The sequence below is a fragment of the Psychrobacillus sp. MER TA 171 genome, assembly GCF_023713305.1.
Lineage (GTDB): Bacteria > Bacillota > Bacilli > Bacillales_A > Planococcaceae > Psychrobacillus.
In genome coordinates, this window is record NZ_JAMAWN010000006.1 from 14910 (window position 1) to 34599 (window position 19690).

The window sequence follows — 19690 nt, forward strand, 5'->3', positions numbered from 1 at the left end:
GCCTTTTCGTACTATTTTTTAAATAGGCTGCAGCGTATGCCACAGCCTATTTATTGTATCTACTCTATTCTTCTTTCGTTTGTAGCTGTTCCTTTAAAGCTGCCAGCTCATCATCTACGTTTAATTGAGCCTTCAGTGCAGAAAGTTCGTTTTCCACATTTGAATCTGTATCATACTTAGAAGCAAGATCCTCAATGTTTTCACCTGTGCCTTTGTTTAGCTCAGCCATTGCATTTGCTTCATCTAGCTCCTGGTTTATTCTAGCTTCCATTTTATCAAATGCAGACATTGAACGAGTTGCCCCTCCCACGGAAGTTGCAAATTCGTTGACCCTCTTCTGAGTCTTGGCTACAGAAGCTTTTCCTTTAAGAATGGATCTTCTAGATTCCAGTTCTCCAATATCCTCTACTAGCTTATCGTGCATTTGTCTCATTTGAACCGTATTCGCGGAGGCTAATTCTTTTGCAGTTTTTAAATCGGTTTCCTTCGCCGTGTATTCTGCCTTTTTGCTCAGGAATTTCCTTGCATCCTCTTCATTACCTGCTTCTAATGCCTTTATTGCATACTTTTGCATATTTGCGATATCTTTTTGACACTCCTCTAGCTCGCGTGTCGCACGTTTTTCAGCAGCCATAATTGTTGCTGTTTCAGATTTTACTTTACCAAGATCTCTATTTAGGTCGCGTAAGTATTGGTCAATCATTTTTTCTGGATCCTCTGCCTTATCCAATAAAGCATTGATGTTACTCGACATAATGTCACGGAATCTTCTTAAAATTTCCATTACGCACTCTCCCTTATCGTTTTATATTATAGTTTAACAATTGGATATAACTCCTACAACTGTAAGGGATTTCTTTTCTTATCACCATTTTAAATTGGAGCTATTTTAAGCTACCTTACCTATGAGTTATATCTTTTATACGAGAAAATGCAACCAAAGGTTTCATCCTATTTACAAATATAAAAAACCACTGAAGTTAAAAGTAACTTCAGTGGTTGAGAATTTTTTTACCTATTAGTAAGTAGTCCAACCGCCATCAGCTGTTACTACTACACCATTGATGAAGCTAGCATCTTCAGAGCCTAAGAAGATAGCAAGTTTTGCGATTTCTTCAGGTTGTCCAGCACGTGGGTTTAATGGCATACCTAGCTGTTGTTTTCCAGCTCCGTATGGGCTCACGTTGTTCATAGTGGAAGAGATATTTGTTATTACTGCACCTGGTGCAATTCCGTTACAACGGATTCCTTTGTCAGCAAACATGAATGCTGTGTTTTTCGTCAAACCAACAACTGCATGCTTAGAAGCTGTGTATGCTGCTCCAGCACGACCTCCATAAAGACCACCAGCAGAAATGTTGTTTACAATTACCCCGCTTCCTTGTTTTAAGAAAAGGTCAGTTGCAATACGCATTGTTTTCATTGTTGCTGTAGTATTCACTGCAAATACCATATCCCAGCGTGCATCTGAAATTTCATTTACTGGCTCCATGCCATCCATAATTCCAGCGTTATTTACAAGGATATCTAGCTTGCCATACGTTTTAACCGTTTCATCAAATAAACGAGTAAGATCGTCGTCCTTAGTTACATTTGTGTCAATTGCAAAGGCAGTTCCACCATTAGCTATGATTGCTTCTGCAACCGCTTTCGCACCTTCTAAATTCATGTCCGATACGACAACTTTTGCACCTTCTGCTGCATAGCCTTCTGCGATTGCTTTACCCATACCGGATGCTGCTCCAGTTACGATAGCTACTTTGTCTTGTAATTTCATGATTTTTTCCTCCTTTAAGGATATTTTATTGTACACCTGTTCATTTAAAATTATACTTAATCTAACTACTTTTCACAAACAACACAAAATCTAAAAATGTACATTATAGGACGAAATCCAAAAATATGTTTATTATCATTTGGAGGAAAATAATGAAAACTGATTTACGGATTATAAAAACACAGGAAAGCCTGCGAAATGCACTTCTAATACTACTTAAAACTAAACCGTTAGAATCCATTAATATTGCTGAGCTTTGTCGGTGTGCCAAAATTAATAGAGGCACCTTTTACCTTCACTATCAAAATGTACATGGTGTTTTTGAAAGCTATTTCGAGGAAATCATAGACGATTTAAGAAAGTCTTACGAAGAGCCATATCATCAAACTGACTTTAATATACAAAATTTAAAATCCGATATGATTATTATCTTTCATCACGTAAAAAGGTATGAAGGGTTTTACCAAATCATTTTTGATGAAGCCAATCCCGTTAAGTACTATTACAAGTTATTTCACGCGATCCGAAAAATGATGAAGGAAATGACGATGAATTCCATCGACTACCTTCCAGATGAAAAAATGGAGTATTTTGTTAGCTACCAAACCAACGCCATTATGGGTATTTTAGTGGAATGGCATAGCAATCAATTTGCTACCTCTCCTGACGAGCTAAACGAGTATCTCTACTCTTTTTCCAATTCACTCAACTGGTTCCCGAATAAGCAAGGGGATGCAAACTAAATCATGCATGGGCTAAGAATTGGGAAAACTCGTTAAGCGGTGATAAATTCTGATCAACGGTGATAAGCCTCGCAACACTCCATACAAAAAAACGTCTGAGCGATAAACTCAGACGTTTTTTTATAAAATAATGAGTAGCCAAATATAGAGACCTACCAGCGTTATAAAAAGGGTTGGTACAGTAAGAACGATTCCTACTTTAAAGTAGGTGCCCCAGGAAACTTTTACTCCTTTTCTAGAGAGCACATGCAGCCATATCAATGTGGCAAGCGACCCAATTGGAGTAATTTTTGGTCCAAGATCAGAGCCTATAACGTTAGCATAAATAAGAGCTTCACGCATAATTCCAGTTGTGGATGTTTCCGCAATGGCTAACGCATCAATCATGACTGTCGGAAGGTTATTCATTACTGAAGAAAGTATAGCAGCTATAAAGCCCATCGATATTGTTCCAACAAAAAGACCCTGGTCTGCTGCTGACTGTATCACATCCGCTAAAATCGACGTCATCCCGACGTTTTGTAGTCCGTAGACAACAACGTACATTCCAATTGAAAAGAAAACAATATTCCAAGGTGCTCCCTTAATAATTTTACCGGTTTCAATTGAAGGGCTTCTTCTAGCCATAATTAAGAAGAAAATCGAAATAACTCCCACTACAAAGGAAACAGGTACTCCAATAAATTCGCTAGAGAAGTAGCCTATCAGTAAGATCGCTAATACATACCAGGATAGCTTGAACATTTTCACATCTTTTACTGCTTCCATCGGACTCTTCAAATCAGCGGTGTCATAATTTTTGGGAATACTTTTTCGGAAGAATAAATAAAGCACGATGATACTAGCTACCAATGAAAATAAGTTAGGCACAATCATTCTGGATGCATACTCCACAAATCCAATTCCGAAAAAGTCAGCAGATACAATGTTGACTAGATTACTTATGACAAATGGAAGTGACGTAGTATCTGCTATAAATCCACTCGCCATGATAAACGGAAAAACCATTTTTTCATTGAAGTTCAAGTTGCGTACCATCGCTAGAACAATTGGAGTTAAAATTAGTGCAGCTCCGTCATTCGCAAACAAAGCGGAAACTACCGCACCTAAAACAGTTACAAATATAAACATACGGACTCCATTACCTTTTGCAGCTCTCGCTACATGGAGTGCAGACCACTCAAAGAATCCTATTTCATCTAAGATTAAAGAGATGATGATGATTCCTATAAAGGCAAGAGTCGCATTCCATACGATACTTGTCACATCGAGTACATCCTGTAAATCAACTACTCCAACTAGAAGGGCTACTAACGCTCCCCCGCATGCAGACCAGCCGATGGACAAATTTCTAGGCTGTAAAATAACTAATGCGAGAGTGATAATAAAAATGATAATTGCTAATACAGTTGAAACCATAAAAACCCTCCACTACGAACGAATCAAATAATATTACTATAATCGGTTGAGTGGATATAGTAAATAGGATTATCCCTAAATCTAATGCTAAGTTAAAAAGGGTCTGGAACAAAACCCACGTTGGAAAACGAAAACTCCTTAAAATTTAATCATATGCCACTGTTGTTTTCCGCTATGGTGGACGCTTTCCGGGGGGACAGCCTCAAGCCTTCTCCCTCGCACCGCTCAGTCCGGGTGCTTCAGCTTGTCCTGTTCCCCCTGGAGTCGTCACCTGCGCTCCAAACAACATTTATTCATACTTTTTTACAAGTATTCCATTATCAATAGACTATAGTAAAATTACACCTAAATGGTATTCCTTATCCAGCTATTACTGTATTAAATAGAAAAACATACTTTCAGTTGCAATTTATGTGTTCATCTATAGAGGCTAGTTATATCCCTAGCCCCTTTAATAACGAGAAACACAGCCTAGTAATTATCACTTTATCCTGATGGATGCTGAACCCTTTAAATAGTTCGGGTAGGCATAGAAGGGTAGTTTTACCGGGTTAAACATGTTTCCTTCCAATTGAATATCTTCATATTGGTATTCTACGTCCTTCCAGCTTCGTTGCAATGGTATATATATATCTTCACCTTTCTCATTCTCTCCCTGAGAGAACAAAGAATAGGTATGGTTGTCTCTCATAGGTTTATACCTAACCTCTAGACCCCCCGGTAAAATCTTCGTAATTTCTATTTTTCCAAAGGATGGTTGTTCTAATATTTCTTTTTTATCGAAGTCTATTAACAGATAGCTTTCCTCTTTCGGAAGCGCCTGAACCTTATCAAATTTTAAATATAGCTCCTTTGGCTCTTTAAAATAGTTACTTTGTAGAAAGTACGTTTTCTCTAAATCCCCAACTCCGCCAAAGCCGGAGGAACCATTTCGTATAGAGCTCCATACCTCTCCTTTTTCATCCTCCAACCGAATATCCTCAAATTGAAGTATTTCCATCGTATTCTTTTCATCAAAGTGAATGTTAAGTGCTACTCGAAGAGGATAAATGTTTACTTCTTCTATGAAAATCTTTTGACCATCTATTATTACTTCCTTATTTACCTTATATTCTTTTCCGCTCATTAAATCATTTTTAATCGTAAATGGAACTTCAAAGGCTGTTGTCTTGTCTCTTCCTTCCATTATTTCAAATTTAATTTTAAAATCCTTCGTTTTAAATTTCTCTATGTCACTAAAGGTAAAACTAAATTTGTCTAATTTCCGATTCTCTTCTTCTTGATTGGGAGAATTGTAACTAATAGAGCTTACCAATTCTTTATCACCATTGAAGAATTTTATATCACCATAATCGATATTTTTTATAGAGTAGGGTGCTTCTAGCGTATAAAAAATCTCTGCACCCGTTTCGTCTATAATTACACCATCTAACGTGAAAGTAATATTATTCTCCGTTTGACTAATACCAACTGGCTCATAATATTCCTGATCAATGATGGCTTCTAAACCTTTATCAAACTCTGGCTGAAGTATTTCGACAAATCGTTCCAGCCCAGGAATAGAGGCTACTGCAGTTGCAAATGTAGGAGAAACCCGTATAGAAGTTGTAAAAGTAAGCATGAGGATAACTGCCACTCCAATTGTCCATATTGATTTTCTACGGTTGCGCCTTTTTGCTTTTGCTTTTAACAGACCATGTTGAATCGCATGGTTTACTGATTCCTCAGGAATAGACATTTCCTCTAATCGTTTCTTCGATTTGCTTATCATTTCTTCCTCTTTCTCAAACATGGTCTGCTCCTCCTTTCTCCGATAAAAAACTCCTTAATGATTTGAGTGCTTTATGAAGCCGAGACTTCACTGTTCCTTCAGGAATATTCTCTAATACTGCAATTTCCTTAATCTTAGATTCTTGATAGTACTTCATATAAATAAGCTGCTGTTCTTTCTCTGACAGAGACAAAATTGCTTCCTCTATTTCCAAATAAGAGCTGTTTTCGTCATACCCTTGCACTTGAAGGGCATCAGTAGATATGAATCTTTTATTTTTCTTTAGCTGAGTCTGACAGTAATTGATCATAATTCTGATTAACCATGTTTTTATATATTTTGGTTCCTTTACTGTATGTATTTTTTGATAGGCACGAAAGGTGACCTCCTGCATTGCCTCCACTGCCTCATGCTCACTTTTCAAAAATGCATATGCCGTTCGGTAAAGAGCGGCTTTATGCTCCTGCATTAATTGCAAAAAAGCCTGCTCATCTCTTTGTATAGCTTTATTTGCAATTTCTAACTCCTCCACATGGACACCCCTTTTTAGCTTTCTTCTATACATTAGACACACGAACACAGAAAAAGTTCATCGAAAACATTATTTTTTTCTGAAAATTAACTGAGTAGGTAAATGAAAATGAGTATAAAAAAGACTATAAACAACTATGAAAGATTGTTTACAGTCTAGGTCTGTCTTCCCCATTACTAGAGCATAGGGAAAGCAATTAATTTATTCGAATCGTTGCCTCTTTTGTTAGGCTGTTGCTCATATCTGCATATAAAACAAATACGCGAGCAAGCTCCTTTAATCGAGCATGGACATCTTTATCAATGATTTTGTTGTTTTCATCAAAGTGACTCGTTTGCGTGTACACGTAGTTTGGAGTAACTAAGCATTTAAAATAATCTAGAATAGGCTTCAACTGGTTTTCAACCACTAGATGATGCTGAAATGTACCTCCGTTAGCTACGATGGAAACCGGCTTGTAACGCATAGATTTTGGATGCAAGAAGTCGAAGGTATTTTTTAATACGCCTGGAATAGATCCTTGAAAAATAGGCGTCGCAAAAATAAACCCGTCTGCTTGATCAAATTTACTAACCAATAGCTTCATGTCATCGTTATATTGTTGAAATGGTCGCCCGTCCACAAATTGATGCTCATAATTAGAAAGCTTGATGATTTCCAATGTATAGTCTTTATTGATTTCTTCTATATATTCTTTCACTTGTTCTAATAATACACCTGTTTTTGTTCCGATAATTGTTCCGTCCACCAATAGAATTTTCACCTTAACAGAACCTCCTTTTTCCGTTCTTATTATATCAAAAAAATAGATCCATTTTAGTAGAAAAGTTCCTGTTTGATGAAGTTCATCCTTTTGACTGAAATAGCTCCCTTCTGGGCTACACCCAGTTTTATCCCTGTAAATACGGGATTACCTAGTTTAATGCAGTATATGCACTTCTTGCATGAACGACAATAGCATCTTTCTTACTAATCCTTTTTTTCCTTATCAACAAAAATACCTTCTCTTTTCTCCCAATTAAAAAGGTCTTCTCTAGAAATAGGCTGCTCTTCCTTCACTTCGATTTGTTTAGCATTTAAAATATCTATGTTTTGATAAATATTCACCTTATTCCTCTGACCATGAAGGGCGTAATGATACATAGCAAAGGCAAGCTGGTGTCCTTCGACTGCCCTCATCTTTTTAAAGGGACCTGTCAGCACTGGGTTTAACACTTTAAATAAACCTTCGGATAGACGTTCACCTAATCTGAATTCCTCTCTCCCACCGATTATTAGAGATGGCTTAAAAATGGAGAGACTCGGCATATTTAGTGCTATTAACTCTTCCTCTAGTTTGCCCTTTACCTGACTATAGAGAAAAGGAGACTTTTTGTTTGATCCAACCGCAGAAATTACATGAAAATTAGGTATACCTCTCTTTTTTGCTAGGGAAGCAATTTGTAGAGGGTACTCAAAATCCACTTTTTGAAAATTTTCTTTCGACTTAGCTTTTTTTATCGTAGTCCCTAAACAACAAAACAAGTCATCTGCAATTTCTAGATCCTTTTCCTCCAGTTGCTCAAAATCCTTTACCCTTACGTCAAGCTTTGGATGATTAAAATCAGGTTTCCTCCTAGCAATAATTGAAATTGCTGTATATTCATCACTCTCACAGAGCTGCTTTACTAAAAATTGACCTGTAAAGCCCGTCGCTCCAACTACTATAGCTGTTCTTTTAGTCACTTTTATACCTCCTCTTAAATGTAGTCATCACTTTCCTAGCCAAATTGTCATATCCCCCTGCCCGTCCCCATACAATAGAAGGAATATGTCTGAAAGGAAGATGATGAAATTTGAAACTTGCTTATTTATTAAACACGCTGCCTCATCGTGGATTGTATCCTGCCGATCGTGCAAATAGCCTTCTTTCTGTAATGAAGATGAAGGAAAACAAAGTTTTTGTTCCTTCTACTAATACAAGCCTCATTTACTACTTAGAAAAAAAGCAGATTAAACCTTTCTTGTATAAAACAAATGCTCAATTAGTAGCAGAGATGGACTCCTTCCAGCCGGATTGTATCATTCACGATAGTGGTAATTCTGAGAAAGACCTCATTAAAAGATTAAAAAAGGATAACCGATGCCTGGTTCATTTTGATGATCATGGAGATGGCGGATTACTCGCTGATATTGTCTTTCAGGCACTCTATGAAACTCCTAAAGAAGTTTCCAAGGAGAATTATGTATATGGGCCAACTGGCTACATTCCTGTACACAAGATCGTTTATAAAAATAATAACATGCCGGACTTGCCTCCGCATATAGTGGTTGCTTTTCCACATGAGGATCCCGAAAACTTAACGTACCGAACACTTCGGCATCTAGTACAGCTCCATATTCCATTGCGCATCAGTGTACTTGTGAATGATCAATATAAGCATGATGTAACGGAGCTAAAACGTTTCGCTCTCACAAGGAAATCTATCGGCATTATTAAAACGAATGAACCGGAAATTTATATTCCATTAAGCGATATCGTGATTAGCTCGGGATCCTATGTGCCTTATTTAGTTTCACAATTCCAGGTACCATGTATTGTCCTATGTGCGCATGAGGAAGAGGTTAACTACGGTTTTCCTACTGAGAAGCATGGTTTTACAAATCTGGGACTCGGAAGAAAGATAAAACAATCCTACTTGCAAAATGCAATAATGGAAATCATTCTCCACGAGAATCGCAAAAATGCCTACAAATATAAACAAAAGCAACTAGATTTTAGCAATCACCTTACAGATGTAGTGGAACTCATAGAACAATTGATAGTCTCCAAAAAAGAGGAAGAAGAAATTGCGCATTAAGTTAATTTTTGTGCTACAATGGAGCAAAAAGCTGAAGGTGAACATTCATGACAAAACAACAGCTGCAGACACAAATCGCTGAGTTAAAAATGGACTATATTCGATTACAAGGTGACATGGAAAAGCTTGAATCAAATGGACACCCTACTCAAGTCGAGAATGCTGAGCGTAGACTAGCACAAATGGAAGAAGACCTTGCTAAACTAAACAAACAGCTCGCTGAACTGTAAAACGTATTTTTCTGTTTGCAGATAGGGGAAAGAGACGTATGGAAACCCGTCCTTTGGTAGGGTTGGAGTATGTTAACTGCCCCGTCTGTAATCTTTGCGATGCTTTTTTAAGCAAAGATACAGAGAAAATTATCGTTTTATCAGTTTTGCGAGCTTTCTTTTTGGAGGAAAAAATCATATGTTAAACGTAGTAAATTTGGGACATACATTCGGTGATCGTACATTATTTAAAGAGGTTTCATTTCGCTTAGTTGAGGGCGAACACGTAGGGCTAGTTGGGGCAAATGGTGTTGGAAAATCAACATTGATGAGCATTTTAACGGGAGAGATTATATATGACGAGGGTCGAGTAGAATGGCTTCCAGGTACGCATTATGGATATTTAGATCAGCATACACGCTTACAGCCAGGGCGTTCCATGTTCGATACACTTCGTGATGCCTTCTTGCCTCTATATAAAAAGGAAGAAGAGCTTAACGAGATTATTGGAAAAATGGGTGATGCTACACCTGAAGAGCTTGAAGTGTTACTCGAACAAATGGCAGAAATTCAAGATGCACTGGATGCTGGAGACTTCTATTCACTAGATATGAAAATCGAAGAGGTTGCTAGAGGACTTGGTCTAGATGCAATCGGACTAGACCGTCCAGTAGAGGCATTATCCGGTGGTCAGCGTACAAAGGTTTTACTTGCCAAGCTTTTATTGGAAAAGCCAAAAGTTCTTTTACTAGATGAGCCTACTAACTATTTAGATGAAGAGCATGTAAATTGGTTATCCAACTATCTTAAAAACTATCCACATGCATTCTTATTAATTTCTCATGATACAGAATTCATGAATGGAATTGTAGATGTCATTTTCCATTTAGAATTCTCGAAGCTTACACGCTACACAGCTTCCTATGAAAAATTCTTAGAGCTTGCGGAGCTAAATAAAAGACAGCATCTGGACGCTTATGAAAAACAACAGGATTTCATCAAAAAACAAGAGGAATTCATCGCTAAAAACAAAGCACGCTACTCTACAACTGGACGAGCTAAGTCTCGCCAAAAACAATTGGATCGCATTGAGCGTATTGACCGTCCTGAGACTGCAGCGAAGCCAGAGTTCGGCTTTAAGGAGTCTCGTAGCTCTGGGCGTTATGTCATTGAAGCGGAGCATTTAGAGATTGGTTACGACAAAGCACTTCTTCCCCCTTTAACGTTTACGATAGAGCGCGGAGAGAAAATTGCCCTTGTAGGGATGAATGGTATTGGTAAATCTACCTTACTAAAAACCATGCTAGGGAAAATCCCTCCAATTGGTGGAAAAGTAATCCGAGGCGACTTCCTCTTCCCTTCTTACTTTGAACAAGAAGTAAAAGCTGGTAACATTACACCAATTGAGTCTGTATGGGAAACTTATCCAAGCATGGAGCAAAGCCAGGTTCGAGCAGCATTGGCACGCACCGGACTTAAAAGTGAACACATTACTCGCCCTCTTTCCAGTTTAAGTGGTGGTGAGCAAGCGAAGGTTCGTTTATGTAAGCTAATGATGGAAGAAAGTAATTGGCTAATTTTCGATGAGCCAACTAACCATTTAGATATTCATGCAAAAGAAGAGTTGAAACGTGCAATGAAGGAATTCAAAGGCACAATTGTTCTTGTCAGCCATGAGCCTGAATTCTATGAGGGCTTAGCGACAAAGGTTTGGAACGTTGAAGAATGGTTCTCTACAGGGAAAGAAATTATTGAAGAGTAAAACTTTAACCTGATAAACATTAAAAAGCTGATCGTGAGAAGTATCGCGATCAGCTTTTTTGCATATTCTTTTGACTGGAAACGTTAGTTATCTCCCATATCGACAGTTAACTCTAAGTCTATCTCTTTTTTCATAGCATGCCATTTTGCTTGATATTTGGCTTTTGGAATCCCAAGATGTTGCTCATAACGGCACATCCAACAAGAACAATGAACCTTGCCTTTGTTAAACTTACCTCTTACGGGCGTATATTTTACTCCTTTGTCGTCCCAATTAAAAACGTTTCTTACGATTCCTATCTTTTTTTGAATGGCTCGCTCTCGCTGATGGCGAGTGTAAGATTTCGAACGATTTTTCATATTGTATCAGCTCCCTTGAGAAACCCGAGCTTGCAAGGTGCTTCAAGGAATGGCAATAGCGCACCCTACAAGCTCGGCATGTAGCTGAACAATTGGATTATATAATTCATAGTGTCTTACCCCTCTATTTTTTTACAATAATAGCATATCTCAAAGCAGACACTAACAGCTATTTCTATAACATATTGCATAGAAATTTTTTTGTTCATCGTGTATAAAGTTATAAAAGAGATTATTATTTAAGGAGATTAATAAAGTGAAAACCAATGCTCTATTTTATAAAATACAAAAAAGAACTGTGACCACTAAGGACTATGTGAATTGGTCCCATAACTTATTAGCAAACGATATATCATCATCATCCGTAAATATAGTTTCTTCCATCTCATATAATGAGAGTATTTTCGAAGTGGAAGTTTATTTCAAAAGGGCTTTACAAGAGTTATCAATACAAGCACCAACCATTGAAACATGTACAAGAGATTATTTAGGTCATTTAGCAGCTAAAATACTAGAGGCTAATAGTCATTCTGCGATATTTGATTTGGCTTACATGATGTATCGGATTATTGCATCTGATTTAGAGTATCCGGACGATTTGATGGAGTGGTATGAGGTAAGTGAGCTCATCGATCAGCTGCGCTATAGCGTTGAACCTACTGAGCTTAATGAAGAAGAAGTAATATCAAGGATTAAAATTGAGGCTAGCAATTATCCCGTCAAAGACTAATTAAAATAGAAAAACGAACTTGGGTTTGCTATTCCAAGCTCGTTACCTTTTAATAAATATAACGTACGTGTCTTATCATTCTTCCCATTGGAGTCGCAGCCTACTGCTACAATCGGCACAAATAAAAAGTTCATAATAATCACCGCTTTTGTCATCGATTTCATTCAATTGAATTTATTGCCTAACTAAAAAATACTAAAACGTGAAACCTTCATCAAGATTTCACGTCCTTATTTATACATATTTTACGCAAAAGCTAATGATTCTTTTGCTAGATCGTCATTCATAATCATTTCTTTTAGACGTTGTTTTGCTCGGAATAAGCGTGATTTTACAGTTCCTATAGACACTTTCATAACCTCTGCAATTTCATTCAGGGAAAATTGATGTACATAGAAATACATGACAGTCTTTTGATAAATAGCATCTAGTTCAGAAATCTTAGTGCGGACAATTTCACAAACGTCTTCTTTTTCTAGCTGCTCCTCTACTGATAAAACATCTGAAGCAATGAGGTCCAGCAATGAAATATCTAACTGATCAGGTTGATTTGCAACGTATTTACTGCGTCTTACTTGCTTACGGTAACGGTCGCGGAATGTATTCATACAAATAGTTGTTAACCATGCTTTTACGTGGTCTACTTCCTTCATATAAGACTCGTACCTTACAACTTTCATCCATACCTCTTGCATTAAATCTTCTGCTTCTACAGGGTTTTTAGTCAGTTTCAGACATAGGTAGTATATGTAACGGTTATATTCTTCATATATATTCTCAATTGTAATTTGCATTTTTAATATCCTCCGGTTGGCTTTTCTTATAACTATATAATGCCAAATCCTAACCTTACCCTCCATCGGATTCTCTTTCAGAAAAATTACAAACGTGTAAGAAACAAGAAAGGTATCATGTAGTAAAGTACGCATCAACCAACCTACACTATCTACTAGCGGCCAAAGCCAACCACTAACTTCCTAGGAGGAATATAATTTTGGAAAATGGAAAATTAATAACTTGGGAACCAATACAAAACAATCCATTTGACCGTTTTAAAGAACCAATGGACTTAGTATCCATGCATTATGATTTTGAAAAATTCGAATTAACATTCGCAACATGTACACTCAACAACCCTGTACAGGAATTTAAATTCACATATAAGCAAGACGAGAATTATTTTTATCCAGTTCGTCATTTTCGCATTTTGGAAGAACATATAAGATCGGATTTGGAAAACCTTTTTGGTGAAATTTACAAGGAAAGAAAAGACGCTGCTTTGCCAAATCACTTGTACGATTCTACTTTTTACAAAATAGAAAATTCAAGTTTTGAATCCTGGTATAAAAGTATTGACGGTAGTCTTCCGTTACCAGAAGATTCTACTCTTGAACATCACTTATATGTAACAGGCAATCATTTTATTGATGTATTAAGTGAAGTACAACCCACAATTACTAAAATAAAATAGATAATATAACCACTGTATACTTTTAGTTCGATCTATTGCATTGTCTTCTATAAAAAACCAATTAAAAATGGCACCTAAATAAAAAAACACAAGAGAATTTAATCCTCTTGTGTTTCGGTAGTATCTTCCTCTGAATCCTTTGTAATCGTTACTCGTACAATTCTATTGCGATCCATTTCGTTTATTTCTATATACAGGTTTTCAAAACGGAACTTTTCATTTTCTTCTGGTACATGACCGAGTTGTTCTAAAACGAGACCACCTATTGTATCATTTTCTGTTTCAATAGAAAGCTCGAACATTTCATTTAGGTCTTCAATTTCAAAACGTCCGGAGCATACCAGATGGTTTTGCGATTGTTCAAACAGAAGGATTTCTTCATCCTCATCCGTCTCATCCTCAATTTCTTGGCCAATCATTTCTTCTATTAAATCTTCATGCGTAACAATACCAAGTGTACCCCCGTATTCATCTAAAACGATGGCCATATGCTTTTTCTTGTTGAGCATTAACTTAAATACTTTTTCTACACTTAATGTTTGCACGACAAACAATGGTTCTTTGTCCACTATTTCCTCTAGCGTAAGTGACGGTTCTATTGACCATTCTATTAGCATTCTCGAATAGAACATCCCAACAATTGTGTCTAAGCTCTCTTCATATATAGGATAACGTGTATATGAGTGTTCTAAAATGATGTCTCTTACTTCCTCATAGGTAGCTTCGATTGGGATTCCTACCACATCTGTTCTATGTGTACAGAGCACATCGGAGACATCCTTGTTCGGAAAATCAAGAATTCCTCTGATTCTCTCCGATTCCTCTACCTCAAACGTACCATCACTTGATGCAAGATCCACCATGGAAAGCAATTCTTCCTTCGTAATCATTGTTTCTTTTACTGCCCCATTAGAGCCTATTCTGATGAGCATATTTGTAAACTCTGAAATCAAGATAGTAATAGGACGAAGAATTGCAACTAAGAAACGTATTAATGGTGCTACTATGTAAACAATCGTTTCAGAAAATGTTGCTGCAATTGTTTTCGGCAATACCTCACAAAATAATATTATAAATGCTGCCACAACTACAACGGACCAACCAATATGCCAATCATAGTGATCTGCTATTAATATAGCTAATAACGTCATAGATGTATTAGCTACCGTGTTACCAATAAGAATCGTTATGATCATTCGGTCCGGCTTCATTAGCTGGGCAAGTAATTTAACTGCAGCAACCTCCCCTTGCTCTGCTTTCAGCTGGACCTTTGTCCTATTTACTGTCATTAAGGCTGTTTCACTTCCGGAAAGGAAAAAGGAAGCTACAATGGAAACAGCTAAAAGTACAAATTCTATGTACAATTTAAAATCCTCCTATTTATTCACGTTCATATATTTTAATTATAAATATAGCATACCGTCATTCAAGTTGTCACAAAATTAACACAACTCCAAAAACTAAGTGTAACTTAACAAAGAAAAGGAATACTCTATCATTATACTCTATAATTATTTTTCCATGCCAATTAATGACCAAAAAATCCCTCTCTATACTAGTAATTTAAAATTTCTAGTATAGAGAGGGATTAAAGGCTAAGGAGAATCATGCATATATAGTTGCACCTAGATACACAAATGAAAGGCTTCCTATTCAAGTTACTTGTCTTTTAAATCGAAAAGTTAGATAACCCAAAATGGTTAGAATAATGCCTAAGGCCAGAGAGATATATAAACCTGTATTAAATGTAAAACCAGAATTAAATGTACGGGTAGCTATTTCTCCAGTGATAATTCTATGGATATCTGTATATACAAAAGGATTAAATTCAGAAGCAAGAATGTTCATCCCAATATAAGTAATCGCCCCTGACAAAACCATGGAAAGGCTCGCATTTTTGGTCAAAAGGGCAAATAAGAAATAGATTGAGTATATAAAGAAGGAAAAAACGATTAAGAATATGAAGACCTTCCAAAAATACTCTTGGAATTCTATAAAGTGAAATTGGTCTTCTCTAGGATTCAACGAGTTACCAAAAATACTTGTTGATTTTGTACCTTCATATACAAGGATTGGATTTTTTAAAGTACCTAGCCCTTTGGTGAAGAGGCTACAAACTAATGGAATTGCTAACATAAGTAGAGAAAAAATAAGTAGATATATGTATCCACTAATATATTTTGCGAAAAATAGTTTCCATCTAGAATAAGGCAATACTCTATAGAAATTCAGCCCCCTCTTCTTTTTGGTTGTTTCGGATGCAATGCTATTCCCAAAAATAAAGCAACCAATCAATACAACTGCAGGAATATAAAATAACTGAATGAGTTGAACTAAGAAGGAAAAGCCTTCTTGACCATACCTTTTGGTTGTGATTTGATACTGTTCCAAAGACGTCCCAGTAAAATCATCATATATTGTCGCAAGAAGAGGCAGAGATGTCGTATTTTGAACAAAAGGCTTACTGTTGATATCCTTTAGCAGTTTTAATTCCTCGTAAGTGGCTCTTAAGGTAAAATAAGAGACCAATTGTTCCTCAATGCCGTATGTTGCGGCCTCTGGTTCGTTTACAAATATCTGTAAACTATCAATATCTTTTTCATGTAAGAACATCCAATCTTCTTGCTCATAGGCTTCTATCATTTTTTCATAGTTGGCAATGGACTCTAGATTCCTATGGATGAATGAATCCATCTCTTCCGCTTTGGCGGTATCCCCTGCCTCGATGGCCTTGTCTTTTTCTGCTCTAGATTCATTTACGAAATTTGTGAACAATTCAGGATAACTTTCTAGCCTGGTAATATTTCCTTCGTGAATTTCTTCTGCTACCGCATAGTTAAAGATATAAAGACCAACGGCAGCGAGAAAGGAGAGGAAAATCGAAATTAATATCGTCTTCTTTTTAAGTACCTTTTTAGACTCAAATAAAAATCCTCTCATCTAGGTTCCTCTCCTTTTACTCATATATATAGCAACCAGGATTAAAATGATGGATACTCCTAATAAGAGACTTCCTCCAAAAAATACCTTAGTTTTATCATTCAACACAGCGAGATCAATCATACCGTATGTAAATGGGTTTACCTGATAGACAAAATCATTCACCAATACGATGTAGTTTCCGATGTGTAAAAAGATAATAAGCAAATAACTTATGATTGTATTCCTTACTAAAAAACCCGTTAGAGTGATTAAGGCAACGGAAAAAATCATATAGACGAAACTATAGGAAAACGCTTCTCGGAGGTAATTGCCGGATGTAAGAAAATTTCCTTCGGTTGTAGCCAATGGATAAGAAAAACCATTTTCCATGTTGTCAGTAAATAGATAAGGAAGTAAAAAAGAAGTCAAAAACACGATGGACATCCAAAGTACACCTAATACAAAAAAGCTAACGAACTTATTCATTAAATAATAGTGTCTCGACAAGGGTAAAACATATACCATTTGTATGTTTTTCTCCTCAAACTCTCTCGTAATGGATGTCCCAAGAATCAATAAGAGAACCAAAAATCCAAAAGGATTTAATAGGAGAGCAACTACATTTTTCATAAAGAGGGATGTCTGAATAGAAAGGTTTAAACCCTCCTTTGGCAGTCCTTCCTTTAACAGCTCTTCATTGAGCGAAATTGTATCCAACATGTCTGCCTTACTCTGTCTGAAGTTACCATTCATATCTTGATAAGCGATCGCAGATTGATAGACTTTAATTTCTGTTGCCAGTTCTACTTCCCATTTTTTATCTTGTACAGCTTGAATGAGTTCAGTTATTTCATCATATAAGTTTAGGGCAGCGTTTAATTTGTTCTCCGCTTCTGGATCTGAGGCTGTTTCTAGTTCCTGTCTGTTTCGCTCGATTTCCTGAAACACATTGCCTCTATGTTCGGAGAATTGCTGTACCTTAGTAGCACTGATCATATCTTGCTGAAGAACATTCCGGGTATATAATCCACAAATAAATAACACAGTTAAGAGAATGAAGATGGTAAATGCCTTTGCATGGAGTATTTTCTTGATCTCAAATAGGAATATTTTCACATTGAGCTCCTCACAGTCCAAATAATTCTTCATATAGTTTTTCTGAACCCGTTATTTCCTTTTCGATGTCGTAGATTTCTACTTGGTGTTCCTGAAGAATGCTTATTACTGTGGATAAGGACTGCTCTTTTAACTCAAATTTGAGTTTGTCGTGTTGTTCGCTGACTAAAAAGCCATTTTTACTAAGAAAGGACTTCCCCTTTTGAGAATCCGACAAAGTGAGATAATAGGTAATAGATTCGTGGTCTGCCATATTGACTTGGAGTATTTTTTTGTCTTTTAAAAATAGGATTTGTTTGGTCACACGGTCTATTTCCGCAAGATTATGGGAGGAAAGAATAATAGTTGTACCCTTCTCTGCCAACTCTAGCAATATCTTTCGCATGAGAATGGCACTTGTCGGATCTAAACCATTTAATGGCTCGTCCAGTAATAATAGCTTTGGCTTATTCACCAAAGCCATAGCTAGCAATAGGTGCTGCTTCATACCAAGAGAATAATTCCCCACTACCTTTTTTACATAATTGGTCATGCCCACATATTCCGCTACTTCATTTATTCGAGTTTTACTTATTTTATTTACCTCACATATGTATTTTAAGTGATCATAGCCTGTTAAATATTCGAACAGCACGGAACTATCTTGTAGATAAGCAACCTCTTTGAACACTTTATAATCTTTATTTGATTTACCGACCAATTCTACGCTTCCTGAACTAGCGGAAAGTATGTTAGTAATAACATTTAAGAAAGTAGTTTTTCCCACTCCATTTGGTCCAACTAAGGCCCAAATTCCCGGCGAATCGATGGTTAAACTAATATCATCTAGTACTTTTTGTTTCTTATAGCTTTTTGAAAGATTTTTAATCGCTAATCTAAACATTCTTTTCAATCCTCCTCCATAAATTACAGAATATTCATTATTTTTAATCAATATAACATTATAAACTATATTTTTCAAATCAAGGTATGACATATATTTTTACGTTATAAAAAAAGTCAAAACCCTATTAAATCAGGGTTTTGACTTTTTTCTTCTGTGCTGGCTAAAAATGATAATCATCTTCCGAAATAACCATTTCCTTCGGGTCATACGGTTCAATGTGGACAAATGTAACGGCCTCACTGTTAAGAGATTGTATATGTTGTTCAATTTTATTAGAAATATCATGCGATCGGCGAACGTTTAAGTTTGGATTAACACTAATGGTTATATCAATTAGCATCATACCGCCATGCTGACGACCTCGAATTTCAGTAATTTCACGTACTTGTGGCATTCTTTCTATATCTGCACGGATTTTAGCTAAAAATTTACTGTCAAAGCCATCTGTTAATAAATATACAGCCTCTTTAAATATATCAATTGCAGTCTTAATAATGATAATACCGATGATAAAAGCTGTTATCGTATCAATAATCGGGAAGCCTATTATTGCGGCTACAATCCCAACAGCTGTTCCAATACTTACAAAAGCATCGGATCTATTATCATAAGCAGCGGCCTTTACGGCTGTACTTTTAATCCTTTCAGCCAAATTGTAGTTATATTTGTAGACACCAAACATAATGACTGCGCTTATTAGGGCGACAAATATTGTTAGTATGTCGGGGGTTACTTCCACAGGATTAGTCATACTCTTTACCGCAGATATCAATACCTCGATTCCAACGTATATCATAATAAAGGAAGCAATTAGCGAGGCTATTGTTTCGGCACGAAAGTGGCCGTATCGGTGGTCATCATCTGGTGGTCGCTGTGAAATACGTAACCCGATTAACACTGCAACAGAAGCAATGATGTCTGTCGTATTATTAAGACCATCTGCCCTTAAGGCTTCTGAATTTCCTAGATATCCTGCTGTTAGTTTAAAAATACTTAGGACAATATAAGTCACTATCGATAAGTAAGCACCTTTTTCACCGGCGCGCAAGTTTGTGTAAAGCTCCAAAATGTTTCCCCTCCGCAACTTCCCTTAAAACACGAAAGAGGCTACCCATTGCCTAAACTGGCAATTGGGTAACCTCTATACTGAGTT

Annotated in this window: 21 protein-coding genes; 6 read left to right on the forward strand and 15 right to left on the reverse strand. The window is 36.6% G+C overall.

Annotated features, from left to right (window positions below; all coding sequences use genetic code 11):
* Nucleotides 1–64 precede the first annotated feature (64 nt).
* Nucleotides 65–784, reverse strand: coding sequence for a PspA/IM30 family protein (locus tag M3627_RS07450; RefSeq protein WP_251553494.1), 720 nt, complete (start codon nt 782–784; stop codon nt 65–67).
* A gap of 234 nt (nt 785–1018) precedes the next feature.
* On the reverse strand, nt 1019–1777 hold the full coding sequence (locus M3627_RS07455) for a glucose 1-dehydrogenase (protein WP_169360857.1): 759 nt from the start codon (nt 1775–1777) through the stop codon (nt 1019–1021).
* A 152-nt stretch (nt 1778–1929) separates the two neighbouring features.
* Here M3627_RS07455 and M3627_RS07460 point away from each other — a divergent pair, with 152 nt between their 5' ends.
* Nucleotides 1930–2520, forward strand: a complete 591-nt coding sequence (locus tag M3627_RS07460) for a TetR/AcrR family transcriptional regulator (protein WP_169360856.1) — start codon at nt 1930–1932, stop codon at nt 2518–2520.
* Between the two features lie 120 nt (nt 2521–2640).
* Here the strand turns inward: M3627_RS07460 and M3627_RS07465 are convergent, their stop codons facing one another.
* The 5 genes from M3627_RS07465 to M3627_RS07485 all read right to left on the reverse strand — a co-directional run bounded on the left by M3627_RS07465 (nt 2641) and on the right by M3627_RS07485 (nt 7967).
* A complete protein-coding gene (locus M3627_RS07465) occupies nt 2641–3939 on the reverse strand; it encodes an arsenic transporter (RefSeq protein WP_251553495.1) in 1299 nt (432 codons plus the stop codon).
* Between the two features lie 481 nt (nt 3940–4420).
* Entirely contained in the window at nt 4421–5731 is a 1311-nt protein-coding gene (locus tag M3627_RS07470; protein ID WP_251553496.1) for a DUF4179 domain-containing protein, read from the reverse strand.
* On the reverse strand, nt 5724–6242 hold the full coding sequence (locus tag M3627_RS07475; RefSeq protein ID WP_251553497.1) for a sigma-70 family RNA polymerase sigma factor: 519 nt from the start codon (nt 6240–6242) through the stop codon (nt 5724–5726). Before M3627_RS07475 ends, M3627_RS07470 begins: the two co-directional genes overlap by 8 nt.
* 196 nt (nt 6243–6438) lie before the next feature.
* Nucleotides 6439–7005, reverse strand: a complete 567-nt coding sequence (locus M3627_RS07480) for an NADPH-dependent FMN reductase (protein WP_169360854.1) — start codon at nt 7003–7005, stop codon at nt 6439–6441.
* Between the two features lie 206 nt (nt 7006–7211).
* Nucleotides 7212–7967: an oxidoreductase gene (locus M3627_RS07485; RefSeq protein WP_251553498.1), complete on the reverse strand. Its 756-nt coding sequence runs from the start codon at nt 7965–7967 to the stop codon at nt 7212–7214.
* Between the two features lie 110 nt (nt 7968–8077).
* On the opposite strand from M3627_RS07485, the gene M3627_RS07490 reads away from it, so the two are divergent.
* From M3627_RS07490 to M3627_RS07500, 3 genes are all read left to right on the forward strand, one after another.
* Nucleotides 8078–9082 carry a hypothetical protein gene (locus M3627_RS07490; protein WP_251553499.1) on the forward strand — a complete coding sequence of 335 codons (1005 nt, stop codon included), beginning with the start codon at nt 8078–8080 and terminating at the stop codon, nt 9080–9082.
* A gap of 47 nt (nt 9083–9129) precedes the next feature.
* Complete coding sequence (locus tag M3627_RS07495; RefSeq protein ID WP_169360851.1) at nt 9130–9312, forward strand: SE1832 family protein; 183 nt, start codon at nt 9130–9132, stop codon at nt 9310–9312.
* Nucleotides 9313–9490: 178 nt separating this feature from the next.
* Nucleotides 9491–11053, forward strand: a complete 1563-nt coding sequence (locus tag M3627_RS07500; RefSeq protein WP_169360850.1) for an ABC-F family ATP-binding cassette domain-containing protein — start codon at nt 9491–9493, stop codon at nt 11051–11053.
* An 83-nt stretch (nt 11054–11136) separates the two neighbouring features.
* Here M3627_RS07500 and M3627_RS07505 read toward each other — a convergent pair whose 3' ends face one another.
* Nucleotides 11137–11412 carry a hypothetical protein gene (locus M3627_RS07505; protein ID WP_251553500.1) on the reverse strand — a complete coding sequence of 92 codons (276 nt, stop codon included), beginning with the start codon at nt 11410–11412 and terminating at the stop codon, nt 11137–11139.
* A 256-nt stretch (nt 11413–11668) separates the two neighbouring features.
* Here M3627_RS07505 and M3627_RS07510 point away from each other — a divergent pair, with 256 nt between their 5' ends.
* A complete protein-coding gene (locus M3627_RS07510; protein WP_251553501.1) occupies nt 11669–12142 on the forward strand; it encodes a hypothetical protein in 474 nt (157 codons plus the stop codon).
* On the opposite strand, the gene M3627_RS07515 is transcribed toward M3627_RS07510, so the two are convergent.
* A complete protein-coding gene (locus M3627_RS07515) occupies nt 12139–12306 on the reverse strand; it encodes a hypothetical protein (protein WP_251553502.1) in 168 nt (55 codons plus the stop codon). The two genes, M3627_RS07510 and M3627_RS07515, sit on opposite strands and share 4 nt — an antisense overlap.
* A gap of 81 nt (nt 12307–12387) precedes the next feature.
* The gene (locus M3627_RS07520) at nt 12388–12936 is read right to left on the reverse strand and encodes an RNA polymerase sigma factor (protein ID WP_169360847.1); all 549 of its coding nucleotides are present in this window, start codon (nt 12934–12936) and stop codon (nt 12388–12390) included.
* A gap of 200 nt (nt 12937–13136) precedes the next feature.
* Here M3627_RS07520 and M3627_RS07525 point away from each other — a divergent pair, with 200 nt between their 5' ends.
* Nucleotides 13137–13613, forward strand: a complete 477-nt coding sequence (locus M3627_RS07525) for a hypothetical protein (RefSeq protein WP_169360846.1) — start codon at nt 13137–13139, stop codon at nt 13611–13613.
* A 98-nt stretch (nt 13614–13711) separates the two neighbouring features.
* Here the strand turns inward: M3627_RS07525 and M3627_RS07530 are convergent, their stop codons facing one another.
* From M3627_RS07530 to M3627_RS07550, 5 genes are all read right to left on the reverse strand, one after another.
* Nucleotides 13712–14977, reverse strand: coding sequence for a hemolysin family protein (locus M3627_RS07530; RefSeq protein WP_285841663.1), 1266 nt, complete (start codon nt 14975–14977; stop codon nt 13712–13714).
* Nucleotides 14978–15266: 289 nt separating this feature from the next.
* Entirely contained in the window at nt 15267–16553 is a 1287-nt protein-coding gene (locus tag M3627_RS07535; protein ID WP_251553503.1) for an ABC transporter permease, read from the reverse strand.
* Nucleotides 16554–17651, reverse strand: coding sequence for an ABC transporter permease (locus M3627_RS07540; RefSeq protein ID WP_251553504.1), 1098 nt, complete (start codon nt 17649–17651; stop codon nt 16554–16556). It abuts the gene before it with no gap.
* 10 nt (nt 17652–17661) lie between these two features.
* Entirely contained in the window at nt 17662–18534 is an 873-nt protein-coding gene (locus M3627_RS07545; protein WP_251553505.1) for an ABC transporter ATP-binding protein, read from the reverse strand.
* 163 nt (nt 18535–18697) lie between these two features.
* Entirely contained in the window at nt 18698–19603 is a 906-nt protein-coding gene (locus M3627_RS07550; RefSeq protein ID WP_251553506.1) for a cation diffusion facilitator family transporter, read from the reverse strand.
* Nucleotides 19604–19690 lie beyond the last annotated feature (87 nt).